General features: G+C 38.8%; 15 protein-coding genes and 1 pseudogene. 11 read left to right on the top strand and 5 right to left on the bottom strand.

Annotated features, from left to right (window positions below; genetic code table 11):
• Window positions 1-146: 146 nt before the first annotated feature.
• On the top strand, window positions 147-329 hold the full coding sequence (locus tag NSS81_RS01420; RefSeq protein WP_342431787.1) for a Fur-regulated basic protein FbpA: 183 nt from the start codon (window positions 147-149) through the stop codon (window positions 327-329).
• Between the two features lie 236 nt (window positions 330-565).
• On the opposite strand, the gene katG is transcribed toward NSS81_RS01420, so the two are convergent.
• Together katG and NSS81_RS01410 are read right to left on the bottom strand one after the other, a co-directional pair.
• Entirely contained in the window at window positions 566-2,782 is a 2,217-nt protein-coding gene (gene katG, locus NSS81_RS01415; protein ID WP_342431786.1) for a catalase/peroxidase HPI, read from the bottom strand.
• A gap of 532 nt (window positions 2,783-3,314) precedes the next feature.
• Window positions 3,315-4,070: a methyltransferase domain-containing protein gene (locus tag NSS81_RS01410; protein ID WP_342431785.1), complete on the bottom strand. Its 756-nt coding sequence runs from the start codon at window positions 4,068-4,070 to the stop codon at window positions 3,315-3,317.
• A 176-nt stretch (window positions 4,071-4,246) separates the two neighbouring features.
• Here NSS81_RS01410 and NSS81_RS01405 point away from each other — a divergent pair, with 176 nt between their 5' ends.
• Both NSS81_RS01405 and NSS81_RS01400 read left to right on the top strand, forming a co-directional pair.
• Window positions 4,247-4,840, top strand: coding sequence for a nucleotidyltransferase family protein (locus NSS81_RS01405; RefSeq protein WP_342431784.1), 594 nt, complete (start codon window positions 4,247-4,249; stop codon window positions 4,838-4,840).
• A gap of 406 nt (window positions 4,841-5,246) precedes the next feature.
• On the top strand, window positions 5,247-9,416 hold the full coding sequence (locus tag NSS81_RS01400) for a 5'-nucleotidase C-terminal domain-containing protein (protein WP_342431783.1): 4,170 nt from the start codon (window positions 5,247-5,249) through the stop codon (window positions 9,414-9,416).
• A 209-nt stretch (window positions 9,417-9,625) separates the two neighbouring features.
• On the opposite strand, the gene NSS81_RS01395 is transcribed toward NSS81_RS01400, so the two are convergent.
• On the bottom strand, window positions 9,626-10,060 hold the full coding sequence (locus NSS81_RS01395; protein WP_342431782.1) for an Rrf2 family transcriptional regulator: 435 nt from the start codon (window positions 10,058-10,060) through the stop codon (window positions 9,626-9,628).
• A 205-nt stretch (window positions 10,061-10,265) separates the two neighbouring features.
• On the opposite strand from NSS81_RS01395, the gene NSS81_RS01390 reads away from it, so the two are divergent.
• From NSS81_RS01390 to NSS81_RS01380, 3 genes and pseudogenes are all read left to right on the top strand, one after another.
• Window positions 10,266-10,904 (top strand): NAD(P)-dependent oxidoreductase, encoded by a 639-nt coding sequence (locus NSS81_RS01390; RefSeq protein WP_342431781.1) that lies wholly within the window; start codon window positions 10,266-10,268, stop codon window positions 10,902-10,904.
• Between the two features lie 153 nt (window positions 10,905-11,057).
• Window positions 11,058-11,387, top strand: a pseudogene (locus NSS81_RS01385) (MarR family winged helix-turn-helix transcriptional regulator); the annotation flags it as partial.
• 25 nt (window positions 11,388-11,412) lie between these two features.
• A complete protein-coding gene (locus tag NSS81_RS01380; RefSeq protein ID WP_342431780.1) occupies window positions 11,413-11,931 on the top strand; it encodes a GNAT family N-acetyltransferase in 519 nt (172 codons plus the stop codon).
• A 427-nt stretch (window positions 11,932-12,358) separates the two neighbouring features.
• On the opposite strand, the gene NSS81_RS01375 is transcribed toward NSS81_RS01380, so the two are convergent.
• Both NSS81_RS01375 and NSS81_RS01370 read right to left on the bottom strand, forming a co-directional pair.
• Window positions 12,359-12,781 (bottom strand): ArsI/CadI family heavy metal resistance metalloenzyme, encoded by a 423-nt coding sequence (locus NSS81_RS01375; protein WP_342433900.1) that lies wholly within the window; start codon window positions 12,779-12,781, stop codon window positions 12,359-12,361.
• 160 nt (window positions 12,782-12,941) lie between these two features.
• Window positions 12,942-13,388: a MarR family winged helix-turn-helix transcriptional regulator gene (locus NSS81_RS01370; protein ID WP_342431779.1), complete on the bottom strand. Its 447-nt coding sequence runs from the start codon at window positions 13,386-13,388 to the stop codon at window positions 12,942-12,944.
• 120 nt (window positions 13,389-13,508) lie between these two features.
• Here NSS81_RS01370 and NSS81_RS01365 point away from each other — a divergent pair, with 120 nt between their 5' ends.
• The 5 genes from NSS81_RS01365 to NSS81_RS01345 all read left to right on the top strand — a co-directional run bounded on the left by NSS81_RS01365 (window position 13,509) and on the right by NSS81_RS01345 (window position 18,539).
• Window positions 13,509-14,012: an arsinothricin resistance N-acetyltransferase ArsN1 family A gene (locus NSS81_RS01365; protein WP_342433899.1), complete on the top strand. Its 504-nt coding sequence runs from the start codon at window positions 13,509-13,511 to the stop codon at window positions 14,010-14,012.
• A 241-nt stretch (window positions 14,013-14,253) separates the two neighbouring features.
• Window positions 14,254-16,389 (top strand): xanthine dehydrogenase family protein molybdopterin-binding subunit, encoded by a 2,136-nt coding sequence (locus tag NSS81_RS01360; RefSeq protein ID WP_342431778.1) that lies wholly within the window; start codon window positions 14,254-14,256, stop codon window positions 16,387-16,389.
• On the top strand, window positions 16,386-16,862 hold the full coding sequence (locus tag NSS81_RS01355; RefSeq protein ID WP_342431777.1) for a (2Fe-2S)-binding protein: 477 nt from the start codon (window positions 16,386-16,388) through the stop codon (window positions 16,860-16,862). The genes NSS81_RS01360 and NSS81_RS01355 overlap by 4 nt, the downstream gene beginning before the upstream one ends.
• Entirely contained in the window at window positions 16,847-17,716 is an 870-nt protein-coding gene (locus NSS81_RS01350) for an FAD binding domain-containing protein (protein ID WP_342431776.1), read from the top strand. The genes NSS81_RS01355 and NSS81_RS01350 overlap by 16 nt, the downstream gene beginning before the upstream one ends.
• Window positions 17,717-17,744: 28 nt before the next feature.
• On the top strand, window positions 17,745-18,539 hold the full coding sequence (locus NSS81_RS01345) for an XdhC/CoxI family protein (protein WP_342431775.1): 795 nt from the start codon (window positions 17,745-17,747) through the stop codon (window positions 18,537-18,539).
• The last annotated feature ends 90 nt before the right edge of the window (window positions 18,540-18,629 follow it).

Raw genomic sequence — 18,629 nt, 5'->3', positions numbered from 1 at the left:
TTTTCATAATGATAGTGTTTCTTTATTTTATTTTAATTCACACTTTACGGGTAGGAATTATAGGTTTATAATAAAGTTAAGCTAATAAACGAATTTATAAGTTGTAATCAAGGGATAGTCTTTGCAAAACTAAAGGAGTGTTTCTGATGAGAATTAAGGATGAAAAAAAGCGACAAAAACTTATCAATAAATTAATTTTTTTGAACGTATATAACAGAGAAGATCAACAGCTTTATGAGTTGTCACTGTCGAAATTAGAATTTGAATATAGAAGATTTAAATTGCAAAACCATCCACACGGGGAGTTTGGGTCAATTCAGTGGGTTTAAAATAATAATATTGGTACGTTTCAATAGACTGTATGGTGTTTCCACACCTGCGGTCTTTTTGTTAGGGAAAACTGTAAACAAAGTGTACCACTTGGCTTTTTGATGAAGGGTCCGTTTTATTTGATAAGGTGCTTTAACAAATCAAAATAAAAAAGCCAAAATATGCAAGTTTTTAGCTCTACTTGCGTATTTTGGCTCTTATTATAAGATATTGGGATTTATAGTATTCTTAAAACTTACTTACTTGCTAGTTGAGCACTCTTAAGGTCAACGCTCTTAAGATCGAAGCGATCAGCATTCATTACCTTGACCCAGGCAGCGACAAAGTCACGTACAAACTTTTCTTTGTTATCATCTTGAGCGTAAACTTCTGCAATAGCCCGTAGAACGGAGTTCGAACCGAACACTAGGTCCACTCTCGTTGCTGTACACACGACTTCACCTGTACGGCGATCGTGTCCCTGATAGAGGTTTTCTCCGACAGGCTTCCATTGCACCCCCATGTCAAGCAAGTTGACAAAGAAGTCATTCGTGAGTTTGCCTACAGAATCAGTGAATACGCCATGCCCTGTGCCACCATAGTTGGTACCTAGAACACGCATACCTCCAACAAGAGCCGTCAGTTCTGGTGCAGTTAGGTTTAAGAGCTGAGCTTTATCTACTAAAAGCTCTTCTGGACTTACACTATATTGTTTCTTTTGATAGTTGCGGAAACCATCTGCAACAGGCTCAAGTACATCAAAGCTTTCTGCATCTGTTTGCTCTTGTGTTGCATCACCACGTCCAGGAGCAAAGGGTACCGTTACATCAAAGCCTGCATCTTGAGCAGCTTTTTCTATTGCAGCACTACCGCCTAGAACAATCAAATCGGCCATGCTGACATTTATATCTAATTCCTTTTGTATGCCTTCTAGTACTTGAAGCACTTGTGCAAGTTGTTCTGGTTGATTCACTTCCCAATCCTTCTGTGGAGCTAGACGGATGCGGGCACCATTGGCACCTCCGCGATGATCTGAACCGCGATAGGTACTTGCAGAAGCCCAAGCAGTTGTTACTAGCTTGCTGACGGTAAGTCCTGAGTCTAGGATTCTTGCTTTAATCTCAGCTACTTCAGCTTCTGTTAAATCATAATTTCCAGTCGGCACAGGATCTTGCCAGATAAAATCTTCTTCTGGAACTTCTGGACCAAGGTATCTAGCTTTAGGGCCCATGTCACGATGGATGAGTTTAAACCATGCACGAGCAAATACATTTGCAAACTCTTCAGGGTTCTCATGGAATCGACGAGAAATCTTCTCGTATATTGGATCAGACCGTAATGCCATGTCAGCTGTGGTCATCATCGTTGGAACTTTAATAGATGGATCTTCTGCATCTGGTGCAAGATGCTTCTCATCTGGATCTACTACATGCCATATCCATGCACCTGCCGGACTCTTTGTAAGCCACCATTCATATCCAAATAATAAATCAAAGAAACCATTATCCCACTGTGTTGGATTAGCAGTCCAAGCTCCTTCAATACCGCTACCAATCGTATCACGACCTTTACCACTACCGTAAGAGCTTTGCCAGCCTAAGCCTTGTAGTTCAAGGGGAGCGGCCTCTGGCTCAGGACCAACATGAGAAGCATCCCCTGCGCCGTGTGCCTTACCAAACGTATGACCGCCAGCTATTAATGCAACAGTTTCTTCATCGTTCATTCCCATACGTGCAAAGGTTTCACGAATATCACGCCCCGATGCAATAGGATCTGGTTTACCGTTTGGACCTTCTGGGTTCACATAGATAAGCCCCATTTGAACGGCAGCTAGTGGATTATCAAGCTCGCGTTCACCAGTGTAACGATTATCACCAAGCCATTCTGTTTCAGTACCCCAGTGGATGTCTTCTTCTGGATGCCAAATGTCTGCACGTCCTGCTCCAAAACCAATGATTGGACCACCCATGTCTTCAATAGCTACATTTCCTGCTAGGACTAGCAGGTCTGCCCAAGAGATCTTGTTACCATACTTTTGCTTAATTGGCCATAGGAGTCGTCGCGCTTTATCAAGGCTAACGTTGTCAGGCCAACTGTTAAGCGGGGCAAAACGTTGGTTACCCGTTCCGCCACCACCACGGCCATCACCTGTACGATATGTACCTGCAGCGTGCCAAGACATACGGATAAAGAATGGACCATAATGTCCGTAGTCAGCAGGCCACCAATCTTGACTTTCTTTCATTAGGTTGCGAAGATCTTGCTTAAATGCATCGTAGTCTAACTTTTTAAATTCCTCTGCATAATCAAAGTCTTCTCCCATAGGATTAGATTTCCTGTCATGCTGATGAAGAATATTCAAATTTAAAGCGTTTGGCCACCAGTCTCGATTTGACGTACCACTTGATTTGTTACTTGTAGCACCGCCGTGAAACGGGCATCCTTCGATGTTGACGTTTTCTTTTGCATCCATTTTTTTAATCTCTCCTTCTGTGTAAATTTAGTAAAATATATAATTATGCATCTAGTTTTAAGAAACTTAGAAACTAGAATTATAATAATTATTATGTAATTACTACAATAAATGATGTACTTATATTGTAAGAAATAAGACTGTGAGAATAAGAATAAATATTTAGAAACTTGAAGAAGTATCAAGGAGTACTAACTAAGAAGTATAGTCGTAAAGTAGAGAAAAATAATGTAACAGAACTTTTAGAAGAAATATTAAAGAAATCATTGCATTGGATAAAAAGGTGAATAAAAATTTGCAATATTTTCTCATATTACCATTATAATGAAATGGAATGATATTAGGCAAGCCAAAAGGATTTCTCTTAAGAGATTCCTAATAAATGAATTCAAATAATTATCTTACGGGATTAATGATAGACTCGTCTTGAAATTGAACATTTAGAGGAGCGCAGCGCATTTTAAGCGGGTGCCTCGATAGCAGCATTTTAAATAGAAAAGCTGCTTTGATATATACATAAGCAGCTTCATGATTATATTTTTTGTGCAATGAAACGAAGGCGCCAATAATCCGCAACCCATCCGTTCTCCTTATATAGTTGTGGACGTAGAATACGTTCACATTCGCTATAGACCATTTCTTTTTCATTCAAAGTAAAATGTTTGAACATATTGTTGCTAAACATTTCGAGCCAACTACGAATACCGTCTTCTCCCACTAAAGGAGTTGGTCGTTCGTAATGTTCTATTTTAATGACATGAAACCCCGCATTCATTAAATGATCTGTCATTTCTTCTTTTGTTGGAAACACCCAGGGAAATTGAGCCATGTCATACGTAAGGGATAAACGATTGGATGCTACCTTTATTGCATTAAGGATGGATTGAATATTTCTCGCTCCCCCTAATTCTGCAACGAAACGGCCACTGGGAAGAAGGGAATCATAACAATTTTGAACAATTTGTTGCTGATTTTTCATCCAATGAATGGCAGCATTTGAAAAAATAGCATGGAATTGGTGTGGGAAAGAAAGGTGTTCGGCATCTTGGACGTTAAATCGTAAATCTGGATATTTCTCCTTGGCTGCCATAATTATGGACTCTGATGCATCAATTCCGATCACATGTGCTCCGCTCTTTGAAATTTCAAATGCTAAATCGCCAGTTCCACAGCCAATATCTAAAATTTTTTCCTCTTTTTGTGGATCTAAAAGGGAAACAAGCGCTCCACCAAAATTCGAAACAAATTTGTGTTTGTCATCATAAAGTTCTGCATTCCAATTAGTCATCCTATCATCTCCAATTTTTTAATAGATTCAGAATATCATTGCTGTTTAGAGATAACAATTGGAGAAATAATAATTAATAACCAACCAACTTTGGTATTAAACGGTAAACAACTAATTCTAGAGAATCGCAAATCAAGTGAATTAATAAATAAATTGAAATAAAGAAGGTGATAAGAATGGAAGCAATCGTCTTAGCTGCTGGCTATTCCAGCCGAGCAAATGCCTTTAAAATGACCTTGCAACTGGGGCAAATGACCGTGTTGGAGCATACGATTTCTAAATTTGAAGGTTTATGCAGCAGGGTCATCATCGTGGCTGGGTTTCAAGCAGAACTCATCCAAAACGAAATTGCCAAAATCATCAGTAAAAATGCCTATTCTTTTCAGATAAAGTTTGTTTATAATGAAAATTTTAACCTGGGAATGTTTAGTTCCATTCAAAAGGGCTGCACAGAGGTAACTACCGAAACTTTCTTCATCACACCGGGAGATTGTCCGCTTGTTAAACAAGAGACAGTTCAGCGAATAGCCGAACATAAAGGGAAAGTCGTGATTCCCAGCTTTCTATATAAAGGAGGTCACCCTATTAAACTATCAGAACAAGTGAAACAAAAAATCCTCGAATCCAACCCAGAAAGTAATTTGCGTGTGGTCCTTGGCGGTTTTGAAAAGACATACATCAATGAAGATGATCCAGGAGTATTAATGGATGTAGATACGCAAGAGGATTATCAAAAAGCTAGTAATTATAATAAAGCTTTTTTTAAATGATACTATTCTTGGATGCGTTAGATTTAGGTTGGTGCGACAGCTTATACTGTCGCATTTTTTGAAGGAGTAACAATAGGTGTCAAAGGTAATTTAGTCTAGCAATCATCTTAATATAGGAGAATGGGTATAGGTAATTGTTCTCATTAAAGACCAATGAAAAAATTATATGATACTAGTGTAGAGTTGGTAATACAATGTTTTCTTATGTAAAGAATATTAAAGTTATGTGTAGTGATAGTGATTTTTTCGTTAAAAAGAACAAAATAATCAAGAAAAATGGTAAGATTGGAGTATATTTGTAGTGCTTCCCTACATAAGAAAGGAGGAATGATTTTCATAGATTTGGAAAGGTTATTTGGAAGTACTACTTTTATAGACAATAAATGAGATTTGAGGAGGAACACACTTGAAGAGGCTTAAAAAACAGGTTTTTGCTATAACGACTATGTTTGTCATGTTGATAGGTTTGGTTCTCCCCTATAGGGCACAAGCAGCTGAAACTATTACGGTTGCTCAGGCAATAGCGAATAATACTGGGACAGCCACTGTTGCAGGATATATTGTAGGTTATACAACAGGCGGCGGTAGTGGAAAAGCTACATATGATTTTGAGGCCCCATTTGCAGCAGATACAAACTTTGCCATCGCAGATAGCCGAACGGAAAGAGATGCAACGAAAATATTACCCGTTCAAATTCCTTCTAGTTTCCGCCCAACCTTTGGCTTATTGACGAATCCTTCGATAGTGGGTACAAAGGTTTATGTTACGGGCTCACTGGAAGCTTATTTTTCAGTACCAGGTCTAAAATCTCTAACAGCCATTTCGTTTGATGGCACACCCCCACCTCCAGATGAAGACCCTGAAGATGGCGAAACAGGATTAAAAATTCGCGACATTCAAGGTCAAGCTCATATTTCACCATATAAAGATAAAAATGTAGTAGATGTACCTGGGGTCGTTACTCAGGTAGTTGATAGCAGCAATTTCTACATGCAAGATCCTACTCCGGATGACAATTCTAATACATCGGAAGGCATCCTTGTTTACAAGCCTTCTCACGGTATTGCTGTGGGAGATATGGTAACCGTTTCTGGACTTGTTAAAGAATGGGTACTAGATGGTTATGCCGAGAAGCTCCAAACAGATTTAGCGATGACAGAAATTAATGCCCAGTCAGGAAAGATTACAAAGGTTTCTAGTGGAAATGAGCTTCCGACTCCACTTGTAATCGGTAAGGACGTGATTCCTCCAACTTCTGTCATCGATAACGATCAATTTGGAACATTTGACCCAATAGAAGATGGCGTTGATTTTTATGAAAGCCTCGAAGGAATGCTTGTTTCAATTGAAAAACCGACTGTAACAGGACCACAGAAATATGGAGAAGTACCTGTAATTACCAATCAAGTGGAAGGAAAAGCATATACGAAAGAGGGAACCCCTCTTTTGACAAAAGAAAATACAAACCCTGAGAAAATGCTTCTTCAGCTTGATGATCGCAGCTATGTAACGAAAGCGGGAGACTCTTTTGATGGAACTGTCACTGGAGTGGTTAGCTATACGTTTAGTAACTTTAAGATTTTAACAAAAGCAGCTGATTTACCTGAACTAGTAGAACGTGAAAGAACGAATGAGGTAACGACGATTCAAAAAGAAGAAGACAAATTAACGATCGCAGGCTACAATATCGAAAACTTCGCAGCTTCAGATACCGTCAAACGCGATAAGCTTGCAAAATCAATGGTAGTGAACTTAGGATCTCCGGATATCATTGGTCTAGTTGAGGTGCTTGACGAAAGCGGGGAAACAAATAATGGTATTGTCAAAGCTGATGCAAACTACAAGGCATTAAGTGATGCAATCAATGGCTTTGGCGGACCAACCTATGCTTGGACAGAGATTGCTCCAGTTGACGGGAAAGATGGTGGAGTACCAGGAGGAAATATTCGTGTAGGATATCTCTACAATCCTGATCGTGTGACTCTTAACGAGGCACCGAAGGGAGATGCCACAACAGCTGTTGGATATGAAAATGGATCGCTTACTTTAAACCCTGGTCGCATTGACCCAACAAATGCTGCATTCAACAGTAGTCGTAAGCCACTTGCAGCTGAGTTTACTTTCCAAGGCGAAGAAGTCATTGTCATTAACAATCACTTCAACTCAAAAGGTGGAGATGAGCCTTTATTTGGAAAAAATCAACCACCATTCCTTGAAAGTGAAGCACAACGTGTGCAAATTGCCACAATCGTTAATAACTTTGTTTCTGATATAAAAGAAAAGAACGAAGACGCAAATGTAGTAGTAGTAGGAGACTTAAATGATTTTGAGTTTTCTGCACCACTAGCAACATTAAAAGGTGATGACTTAACGAACTTAGTTGAAACTTTACCTGCTTCTGAAAGATACACATACAACTATCAAGGAAATGCACAAGTATTGGATCATATCCTAGTATCTAATAACTTAGCTGAAACAGCTAAGCTGGATATCGTGAACTTTAACTCTCCATATATGGAAGAGCATGGACGTGCTAGTGATCATGATGCGCTTGTGGCTCAGTTAGATTTAGACGTAGAAGAAGGGCCATTTACGATGTCACTTATTCATACAAATGATACACATGCTTATGTTGAGCAATTCCCACGACTGATTACGGCTGTGAATGAATTGCGTTCCGAGAAGGAAAATAGCCTGTTGTTAAACGCAGGGGATGTGTTCTCAGGAACCTTATATTTCAGACAATATCAAGGTCTCGCAGACTTGTATTTTATGAATCAACTAGGCTTCGATGCCATGACTCTTGGAAATCACGAGTTTGATAAGGATTCGGCTACTTTAGCGAACTTCATCAAGCAGGCTGAGTTCCCAATTGTTTCTTCCAACGTAAACATGACAAAGGATTCTGAACTAGGGCCGCTATTTAAAGACTCAATCGGTGGAACGAATGAACAAGGAGAAATCTTCCCAGCCATTATTAAAGAAGTGGATGGAGAAGAGGTAGGTATCATAGGATTAACTACGGAAGATACAGCTTTCCTAGCGAATCCAGGAGACGACATTGTGTTTGAAGATGCAATCGAAAAAGCCAATGATACAGTTGATATGCTTGAAGCACAAGGGGTAGACAAAATTATTGCATTATCTCACTTAGGCTATCAACCAGATTTGGAGTTTGCAGAAAAGGTAGACGGAATTGATGTGATTGTTGGTGGGCACTCCCATACAAAACTGGATGCTCCAGTTGTTGTAGAAAAAGAGGAGCCAACATTAATTGTCCAAGCAAATGAGTATTTAAAATACCTAGGTGTTCTTGATGTAACATTCGACGAAAATGGTGTAATAGCTACTTACACTGGAGAACTAAAGGATTTAAGTAAGTATACAGAGGATGCTACAGCAAAAGCGAAGGTGGAGGAGTATAAAGCTCCACTAACTGAACTTCAAAAACTGGTAGTAGGACATACATCCGTTGCATTGAATGGGGAACGTGCTGATGTTCGCAGCAAGGAAACTAATCTAGGAAACTTAATTACAGACGGAATGGTAGCAAAAGCAAATGAGTTCATCCCAACGTATATTGCTATGCAAAATGGCGGTGGAATCCGTGCATCCATGGATCAAGGAGATATCACGTTAGGAGAAGTGTTAACGGTCCTACCATTTGGTAACAACCTAGTTACTCTTGACCTAACTGGAGAAGAAATTCTTACAGCCTTAGAACACAGTGTTAGCGCACCTGGTCAAGGTTCATTCATGCAGGTATCAGGGTTAAAGTTTAAGTACGATCCTGCACAACCTGTTGGTGATCGCGTCTGGCATGTTGAGGCATTAACAGCTGATGGTTATGAAGAACTTCAACTGGATAATATGTATCGCATAGCGACGAATGCCTTCACAGCGGACGGTGGTGATGGATATACCATGTTTAAAACGGCGAAGGATGAAGGTCGTATCGCAGAGTTATATATTGTGGATTTTGAAGTGTTTACCTCCTATTTAGAAAAGATCAATCCTGTTTCACCAGTAGTTGAAGGCAGAATCGTAAAAGAAGTTGCGGACAGCGAAGCTCCAGATGCTCCTACTGTTTATGAAGTAACGGACCAATCGACAAAAGTATCTGGAAAGGCAGAACCAGGTGCAACGGTTGAAGTGGCTGTTGATGGAACCATTATGGGGTCAAGTATTGCATCAGAGGACAGCAGTTTTGAAATCGATATTGCTAAGCAAGTAGCTGGAACGGAGCTTGCAGTTACTGCAACAGATGCGGCAGGCAATGTAAGTGAAGTGACAGTAGTGACGGTTATTGACGTAACTGCACCAGATGCACCAAAGGTCAATCCTGTCATTCATAATGATACGTTTGTTACAGGAACAACAGAAGCGGGTGCAAGTGTTAAGGTAATGATGGGCAAGGTGGAGCTAGGTACAGCTGTAGCAGATGCTTACGGTAAGTTTAATGTTTCTGTGCCAAAGCAAAAACATCAATATGTAATAACCGTGACGGCTACAGATGCTGCTGGAAATATTAGTAAGGAAACTGTTGTTGACGTTTTAAAGAAAAACGAGAAATAAGATAGAAGGCGGATTGCTGTTTGGGCAATCTGCTTTTTTTATTGTGCTTATTGTATCATCTCGAATAAAAATTTAGCATAAAATATCCTCTCATTATAAAACGAAATTACCGAAATCAGCCGTGAAAATTTTGGAGAATATTATGACTTTTGAAGAGTTGAGTAAAATTAAATAACAAAAAGCAAAGACATTCTTTTGGAATGCCTTTATTAACAGATATTTTCTTTAATAGTAATATCCTTCACAACATCTTCTAAAGTAAGACTTCTTAAAACTTTCTCCATTGCCAATTGGGCTGTTGTGAATAATGGTTCAATTGTATTCTGGATGTTCCTACCGACTGGACATTCAGGATTTGGATTATCATGCACAGTAAATAACTCTTTTTCCTGTACAACATTCACTGCCTTATAAACATCAAACAGAGTTATTTCAGCTAATTCCTTGGCGAGTTCCGCTCCTGCTACGCCAGGTCGAACGTTTACCAATCCTGCATTTTTAAGCATTCCCATAATTTTTCTGATTACCGCAGGATTTGTGTTTACACTTCCAGCTAAAAACTCTGATGTGCTTACTCCACTTTTATTTATTTCAATAAGAGCTAATATATGAATGCCTACAGAAAATCGACTACTAATTGACATTTTTCTCACCTTTCAAAAATAGACGTATCATTATAGTACACCTGTAATTTGTTTTATTACAAGTAAATCCAAACTAAATAATAATGAATAAATCATTAACGAAAAAGAAAGATTATTTAAAGTGTTGACAAATGTTTTGATTGTAATTATTATGGTTACAGGTAATCGAGATGATTACAGTTACTATTCATGGGAGGATTAGAAAATGAAAATAGCCATTATTGGAGCAAGTGGTAAAGCAGGAAGTCGTATTTTGAATGAAGCAGTTAGTCGTGGACATGAAGTAACAGCTATTGTAAGAGATGCTTCAAAAATTGAAAATAAAAACGTTGAGGTTATTGAGAAAGCTATATTCGACCTCAAATCTGATGATATGAAAAAGTTTGAAGTGGTTGTGAACGCCTTCGGTGCGCCTCTTGGTGAAGAGCAAGCACATGTTGATGCTGGTCATGCATTAATTGAGGCACTAAAAGGAACAAATACAAGAGCCATTATTGTCGGTGGTGCTGGAAGCCTTTATGTAGACGATAACAAAACTCTTACGGTAATGGAAACACCTGATTTTCCAGATATATTTATCCCGACTGCTAAAGGGCAAGGACGTAACTTAAAAGAATTACAGGAAACTTCTACTATTAACTGGACATTTATCAGTCCTTCTGCGTTTTTTGATGCTGAAGGAAAAAGAACAGGTTCCTATCGGTCTGGAAAAGATCATCTTTTAGTTAATTCAAAAGGTGAAAGTTATATTAGCTATGCAGATTATGCTATAGCAGTATTGGACGAAATTGAAAATCCAGAACATATAAATGAACGTTTTACAGTTGTCGGTGAAGCAGAATAAGTATTTGTAAAAGAAAAAAATTAAGATGCCATTAGTGATTACGCTAATGGCATTTTTGCTTTGGTCACTACAAAAAAACTGCTCATTCGGCTGACGTGTGTACCAAAAAATGGTACACTTTTTTTATTGAACTATACCGAATTATTGAAAAGACATCCAGGAAGCATTCAAGAAAAGTTAGCTGAAATGATAAAAGTAGATAGATCAACAGCAACTCGAGCCATAAAGAAATTTGAAATGAAAGGCTTTCTTGAAAAGTAGGAAGATCAACAGAACAAAAAAATAAAGAAGCTCTTTCCAACAGAGAGAGGGAAAAATGTTTATCCTTTTATTTAAAGGGAAAATGATTATTCCAATATCGTTGTACTAGCTGGTTTTTCCGAAACTGAAGAACAATCCATTTTCAATCTTCTTCAAATAGTAAGAAAAAATATAGAAAAAGACTGGGAATTTGTAAAAAAGGGAAACAAGAAAAATTATTGATTATATTAAGGAGTGACATCTTTACATGAATATAAAAATAAAAAAGTGTACACTAGTAGACTCACCCAAACTTCAAGAAATTAGTTATGAAACATTTAATGAGACATTTAAGCATCAAAATTCACCTGAGAATATGAATGCCTATTTGGAAAGGGCCTTTAACTTAAAACAATTAGAAAAAGAATTATCCAATAGTTCTTCGCAATTCTTTTTTGTTTATTTTAATAATGAAGTCGCTGGATATTTAAAGGTCAATTCCAATGATGCTCAATCTGAAGAAATGGATGATGAATCACTTGAAATCGAGCGGATTTATATTAAGAGCAAATTTCATAAACATGGCCTTGGTAAATATTTGTTAAATAAAGCTTTGGAAATTGCGATGGAAAGTAATAAAAAGAAAATTTGGCTAGGAGTATGGGAAAAAAACGAAAATGCTCTTGCTTTTTATAAGAAAATGGGATTCGTTCAAACTGGAGCCCACTCCTTTTATATGGGTGATGAAGAACAAATGGACTTAATAATGACCAAAACTCTCATCTAACTTTAATAATTGATGGTTTATAGTTCAACTAAGAGTCTATTTTTTAGAAGGAGAATATCCTTTTAATTAATATATATATAGGAGCCGAATGGGAATAGAAGCGAAGACAGTCGCAGCTGCTATGATTCTAGTTGCTCTGCAAGAACAAAAAGGCATCCAAATATATTCCGCTGAAGATATGGAGAAAATCAAAAAATCTAACCGTTAGTTATTAACTACCTAGCCAGAGTGTTTCCAGATCACCAACTTGGTATGTATCAAGTTGGAAAAACATAGTACTGTAACAAGAAAACTCGCCAATTGGCGAGTTTTGCATTTTATATGACATAACTAGCAATTTAGGAACTATACTATCCCAAACTTCTTTAAGAACTGAGCTGTTATATATTTTCGGTTTATACCATCGTTGAATAACACTCAATCCTTTTTAAGCCTTTGGTTCAGAAGTGCAACAAGCAGAATCGTTTAAATTGTAAACATCCACATCTGCTTTTGTGTAGAAAAACTCCCACTCGTTTCCATCAGGATCATTAACCCAAAATTTATCTTGGAGGGCATAACAACATGTTGTATTAATTTCGTCGAATTGCAACTGAATACCCTGTTCTGTAAGTCTGTACTTATGAGCCATCACTTCTTCTGTGCTTTCAACTTGAAAGCCGAAGTGTCCAACCTGATTTCCAGTTACTTCATCTCGATGATTAAGTGTAAAGTTTAATCCTGGTGTTTCAAGAAGGTACTTCGCATAATCGGACTTTACTTTAACCGGTTCAACCCCGAAAAGATTGCTGTAAAACACAATGGATTTTTCAAGGTTTGTAACATTAAGACCAATATGAGCATTTTTCATTATGATTTCCTCCCTAATATCAATTATTGCCTTTTCCATTTCTACTTTTTTCATTTCATAATAAACCTTTTATTTGCATTTCGATGAAAAACAAATAACCATCCCCTTTTAGTTGTATATTGCAAGTATTTATTTTTATTAAAGAGCAAGTATAACTTGCTCAAATTAATGTTTTACAACAAACAGTTGATTTTGACATGGATTCGTTTAGTAGTTTGACTGATTTAATTACCATTTCCCGTTCAAATTCACTCATATTTGAAAACACTTCGTTAAGATATTGGTCCATTTCTGCATCAATCTTCGCAGCAACATATTTTCCTTGTGTAGTTAGAGTAAGTTGTGAGACACGTCGATCCTCAGGTAGAGGTGATTTTTTAATCAGCTCCATCTTTATTAGCGTTTGGATTTGGCGACTAAAGGTAGTTATATCAATCCCCAGAGTATCAGCGACCTGTTGCATCGATGGTTTATCATTACGGAGAATTTCATAAATGATATGACTTTGTACAAGGGATATTTCAGTTTCACCTATTTGACAACAGTTTTTATTTAAAAGACCAAATCGCCTTGTCATAACTTGAAATAATTCTCTAACGTTTTCCATATTTTTCACCTCTGATTTATTTATATACAAATTATTTGTAAAATGCAACTTTTATTTCTTTTGTATTGGAAAAAAATTTTATATAATAAATTAAAACAGATGATGCAGAGGGAGATTATTATGAACACAGGGTATAAATCTAGGTTGGCTACGATAAATGATCTGGAATCAATATTAAACATTTATAACCAAGGGATTGAAGATAAGATTGCAACCTTGGAGGAAGACCAAAAAGATCTTGGGTACATGACAGAATGGTTTAATGACCATAACGAGCGTTTTGCTGCCATAGTAATTGAAAATAACGATGAAATAGTTGGATGGGCATCACTAAACCCTTATTCTAATCGGTGCGCATATGTCGGGGTAGCTGATTTATCAATTTATATAAGAAGGGATTATAGAGGAAAAGGAGTAGGCTCAGTATTATTAAAAGAAATTGAATGTACTGCCATTAAGAATGAATTTAATAAAATAGTTCTCTTTACATTCCCTTTTAATAAACTGGGACAGGGACTCTACAGAAAAAAAGGTTTTAGAGAAGTCGGAGTATTTAAAAACCAAGGTAAATTAGAGGGGCGCTATGTTGATGTAATGATAATGGAAAAGATCATAATTCCTTAAGTCCTTGTTTAACGTAGAGGACCCTTAGCCTATTCTTACGAAAGGTACCTATAGAAGAAATCAACATTTAAGATTAATAAAGCCCAAGAAATTAAATAAAACAACAAATTTCTTGTATGAAGTAATAAAATATCCTTCTCAATTATAAAATCGTAGGAAGAGACTTCTATTAATATGTGTCTCCTTTAAAAATGATTCGAAGGGTGTGGTTGCAATAAATCTGAAAGACATAAGCACCTCAGTGCCCAAAAAGGACCATAAAGGGAAAGTGTCAGGCCAGATCGCTTATATAAGTGACGTGAAAGTGGAAAATATGGTGTATGGTGTTTTGGTTCGGTCGCCGATTGCTTATGGAAAAATCATTTCCATTCAATTGCCAAACCTTCCAGAAGGGTATGAAGTGGTAGGTGCTGAGCATATCCCTGGTCCGAATTATGTGAAAATTATCCAAGAAGATCAGCCTATTTTTGCTAATGTGTGGGTTAATTATATCGGAGAACCGATTCTCATGCTCGTTGGGGAAAGTCTGGATATCCTGTACGGATTGTTAGATAGAATAAAGATAGAATTTGAAGAGTATCCGGCAATCTATACATTGGATGAAGCCATCAAACAAAAATTAGCCCCTGGAGTTAATATGGCAAGCTATGAATTTGGGGAAAGCTTAGAGACGATTTCGGCGATCGAGCAAGGTGCCCATCAAATTATTGAAGAAGAGTATGATACGGGCTATCAGGAGCATGTCTACCTTGAGCCGCAAGGAATGCTTGCTGTTTATAAGGATGATGAAATAGTCGTCCAAGGTTCAATGCAATGTCTTTATTATATAAAAAATGCCTTACAAAGCGCATTAGCTTGTGGTGACGATGACGTCAGAGTGGTTCAAAGCCCTACTGGCGGAGGTTTTGGCGGGAAAGAAGAATTTCCTTCGATGATGGCGTGTCACGTAGCAGTTGCTGCCAATGCAGTCAAAAAATCAGTGATGCTCGTGTTCGACCGTTCAGAGGATATGGTGGTGACAACGAAAAGGCACCCTGCGAAACTCAACTACCGAACTGCCATTGATAAAGATGGTAATATTTTGTGCATGAGGGTTGAGATTTTTCTAGATAGCGGAGCGAATGTAGGATTAAGCTCTGTCGTGCTGCAGCGCGCATTACTCAACAGTGCTGGTGTATATAATATCCCCCATTTTCATGCAAAAGGCTATGTTTTAAAAACGCATACGGTTCCGAACGGTGCCTTTAGAGGATTTGGAGCACCGCAAAGCTTTGCTGGAATCGAAAGTCATATAGGACATCTTAGTAAACTATCAAACATTGAACCACTTGAATATAAACGAAAATACCTCGTCAAACAAGGAGACCCCACCATTACCAAAGGACAATTCCGAGACCCAATTTTAATGGAAGAAATGATCGAAGACCTGCTAAACGCTTCACAATATAAAAAGAAAAAAATGGAGTTTCAAAATTTCAATCAACAGAATCTACGCTTTAAAAAAGGCATGGGAACAGCGCTGTTCCTTCACGGATGTGGATTTACAGGCAGTGGCGAAAGAGATCATATTAAGGCAAAGGTGAAGCTGCATAAATCCAAGGATGATCAGGTTTCGCTAAAAATCTCAAATTCTGATATGGGACAAGGGATTTTGACCACACTATGTAAAATTGTTGCCAAAGAACTGGACCTACCGTTAGAAGAGGTTTTGTACCCGTATCCCGATACAAAAGAGGTACCTGACTCTGGTCCGACCGTGGCCTCGAGGACGACGATGATTGTTGGGAAATTGCTTGAACGAGCCGCAAAAAAACTTAAGGCACAATGGCAAACAGGGGTGGAACAGGAAGTCGTCGAAGACTATGTTCACCGTGAGATGATCCCTTGGAACGAGAAAACCTTCACGGGTGATGCCTACCCAGCATATTCCTGGGGCGTGAATATCGTTGAAGTTGAAGTGGATGTGTTAACAGGCAATGTAAAGCTGGAAAAAGTGTACGGCAATTATGAAGTAGGCAAGGTCATCGATGACCGGATTATGAAAGGCCAAATTGACGGTGGCTTGGCGCAAGGATTAGCGTATGGATATCTTGAAAAAATGACTTCAAAACAGGGCGAAATTCAACAAAAAAGCATAACGGATTATGGACCACCGACTTCAATGGACGTTGTTTTCATCGAAAGCAAGGTCTTTGATAACCCCTACGCGGATGGTCCATACGGGGCGAAGGGCGCAGGTGAATTGACGTTAATCGGCGGTGCTCCGGCAGTCCAAGCAGCTATTGAGGACGCACTACAAACTTCTTTTCAACAGATTCCAGTTACACCCGAAGTCATTATGGAAAGTCTTTGGAGGAAAGTAGGTGATGAAGGTTGATTACATTTACCCTTAATGGAAGAACGGTAGAAACGGACGCCCCTGCCACTGCAAGATTACTAGATTTAATCAGAGATGAGTTTGAGTTAATCGGAACAAAAGAAGGCTGCGGGGAAGGAGAATGTGGAGCCTGCAGCGTTTTTGTGAATAACCTCCTGCAAAACAGCTGCCTAGTTCCCATTGGCGCAATTGATGGTGCTGATATTGTAACGATAGAAGGAATTATGGATACGGAGGAGTTTAAGATATTAGATGAGAGCTATTCAATTGCCGGCGGAGTACAATGCGGTTACTGCATTCCTGGGATGGTCATGGCAAGTGCCGCGTTATTATCCAAAAACTCTCATCCTACAGAGGCTGAAATTCGTGAGGGTATATCTGGAAATCTGTGCCGATGTACGGGCTACAATATGATTGTCGACGCGATTGACCTGGCAGCGAAAAAAGGGGACGGCTTATGGCAGAAAAAATAATCGCATATCGCTTTGATCACTTAGACCAGACGTTGAGCCAATTGGATCAAGAAAACTGTGCGATTATTGCCGGCGGCACCGATGTCATGGTCCTACACAAAAGTCGAAGAGGAGTCCCACCGAAAATTCCGAAACCAATTGTTTTTATTGATCACCTTTCTGAGTTAAAACGTGTGTACCATAATGGCAAGGATCTCCACATCGGTGCCTGCTGCACCTATAGCGAATTACTTGAAGAACCGCTCATTCCTGTTGCCTTAAAGAAAGCAATCAAAACGATTGCGGCACCGGCCATTCGAAACAGAGGGACATTGGGAGGAAATATTTGCAACGCTTCTCCTGCCGGTGACACGCTGCCATTATTATATGTTTATAACGCAAAGCTATTGCTGCGTTCGGTTTCTGGAGAACGTATTATAGCGATTAGTGATTTTATACAAGGTGTGCGAAGGGTGCAGCGTGATCCAAATGAGATTTTGGCTGAAATTATATTGCCAAACGTATTAGAAGAAGGTGCTCATGTCGTATTTGAGAAAGTCGGCAACCGCAATGCAGATGCCATTGCCAAGGTAGGGTTTGCAGGCTATATCAGGATTAATGGCGCTGTAATTGATGATGTCCGCTTTGCCTTTGGGGCGGTGGGACCTACAATGGTTCGCTCCCTAGATATTGAGAAAAAGTTGCTTGGAAAAACCATACCATTAGCAGATGCAGACATCGCGCAGGTTGTGGCAGCCTTCGATAAGATCATTAAACCAATAGATGATCAGCGCTCCACAGCTGTATACAGAAAAACAGTCGCCTTAAATCTATTACGTTATTTTTTTAGCACGAAGCAATATCAACCGAATTGATATTTTTTAAAAAAGGGGGGAGCTATTCATGCTATTGATGGAAAAAGTGGCCATGCTGGCACGTCAAAACGAAACCTTTGCACTAGCAATGATTATTGAATCAAGGGGCTCAACTCCCAGGCATGTTGGAAAAATGATTGTTTACCGCGATGGTTCGATTGAAGGCACTGTCGGAGGGGGTTTGGCTGAATTCTATATTATCCAAGAGAGTGTCAATGCGCTCCAAAACGGTAAATCAAAAATCGTGGAATACAAATTGAACAAACACGCGAAAGACGGAATTCAAATGAATTGTGGCGGAACATTACGGGTGTTTATTGAAGTCTATACAAGCAGGCCGGAACTTGTTCTGGCTGGAGCCGGTCATTTAGCGCATGCGCTGTCTAAGCTTGCAGATTCCCTTGAGTATCCGTATTGTGTTGTTGATGATCGCGTTGGTTATGCCACGAAGGAACGTTTTCCGAATGCGACGAACATTTTTGTGAATGAGGAGATTGGGGAAGCTTTGCTCGCGGCCAACCTAAATGAAAAGTCATATGTGTTGATTGTGACAAAAGATCGTGATGATATTGTATTAAAAACGGCATTGCAATTTCCAATTGCCTATATTGGGATGGTTGCCAGCAAACGCAAGACGATAAGCATTATTGAAAAATTAAAAGGTGAAGGAGTCACTGCTGAACAGCTGGAGCAGGTTCGTTCTCCCATCGGCTTGGAGATTGGCTCGGAAACAACAGTTGAAATTGCCATCGCCATTATCGGGGAGATCATTAAAGTAAGCAGAGAACACAAGCCTTTAAGAGTGGAACAGTTAAGTAGATAAGAAGAAGGAAGAAACAGGCGAAGCTTTTACAGCTTCGCTTTACAAATTTTACACAGTAATCTTCTGTAAACAAGGAAACAAAAACCATTC

The organism is Neobacillus sp. FSL H8-0543 (assembly GCF_038592905.1).
Classification (GTDB): Bacteria; Bacillota; Bacilli; order Bacillales; family Cytobacillaceae; genus Neobacillus.
Note: the sequence above shows the minus strand (reverse complement) of the source record. Positions and strands in the feature narration are given on the sequence as shown.

What these genes read in the sequence shown, in the direction of transcription:
- NSS81_RS01350 (WP_342431776.1), top strand. Translation starts at nt 16,847, where the DNA reads ATGGCAGAAAAAATAATCGCATATCGCTTTGATCACTTAGACCAGACG.
- NSS81_RS01375 (WP_342433900.1), bottom strand. Translation starts at nt 12,781, where the DNA reads ATGAAAAATGCTCATATTGGTCTTAATGTTACAAACCTTGAAAAATCC.
- NSS81_RS01390 (WP_342431781.1), top strand. Translation starts at nt 10,266, where the DNA reads ATGAAAATAGCCATTATTGGAGCAAGTGGTAAAGCAGGAAGTCGTATT.
- NSS81_RS01420 (WP_342431787.1), top strand. Translation starts at nt 147, where the DNA reads ATGAGAATTAAGGATGAAAAAAAGCGACAAAAACTTATCAATAAATTA.
- NSS81_RS01380 (WP_342431780.1), top strand. Translation starts at nt 11,413, where the DNA reads ATGAATATAAAAATAAAAAAGTGTACACTAGTAGACTCACCCAAACTT.
- NSS81_RS01410 (WP_342431785.1), bottom strand. Translation starts at nt 4,070, where the DNA reads ATGACTAATTGGAATGCAGAACTTTATGATGACAAACACAAATTTGTT.
- NSS81_RS01395 (WP_342431782.1), bottom strand. Translation starts at nt 10,060, where the DNA reads ATGTCAATTAGTAGTCGATTTTCTGTAGGCATTCATATATTAGCTCTT.
- NSS81_RS01345 (WP_342431775.1), top strand. Translation starts at nt 17,745, where the DNA reads ATGCTATTGATGGAAAAAGTGGCCATGCTGGCACGTCAAAACGAAACC.
- katG (WP_342431786.1), bottom strand. Translation starts at nt 2,782, where the DNA reads ATGGATGCAAAAGAAAACGTCAACATCGAAGGATGCCCGTTTCACGGC.
- NSS81_RS01365 (WP_342433899.1), top strand. Translation starts at nt 13,509, where the DNA reads ATGAACACAGGGTATAAATCTAGGTTGGCTACGATAAATGATCTGGAA.
- NSS81_RS01405 (WP_342431784.1), top strand. Translation starts at nt 4,247, where the DNA reads ATGGAAGCAATCGTCTTAGCTGCTGGCTATTCCAGCCGAGCAAATGCC.
- NSS81_RS01370 (WP_342431779.1), bottom strand. Translation starts at nt 13,388, where the DNA reads ATGGAAAACGTTAGAGAATTATTTCAAGTTATGACAAGGCGATTTGGT.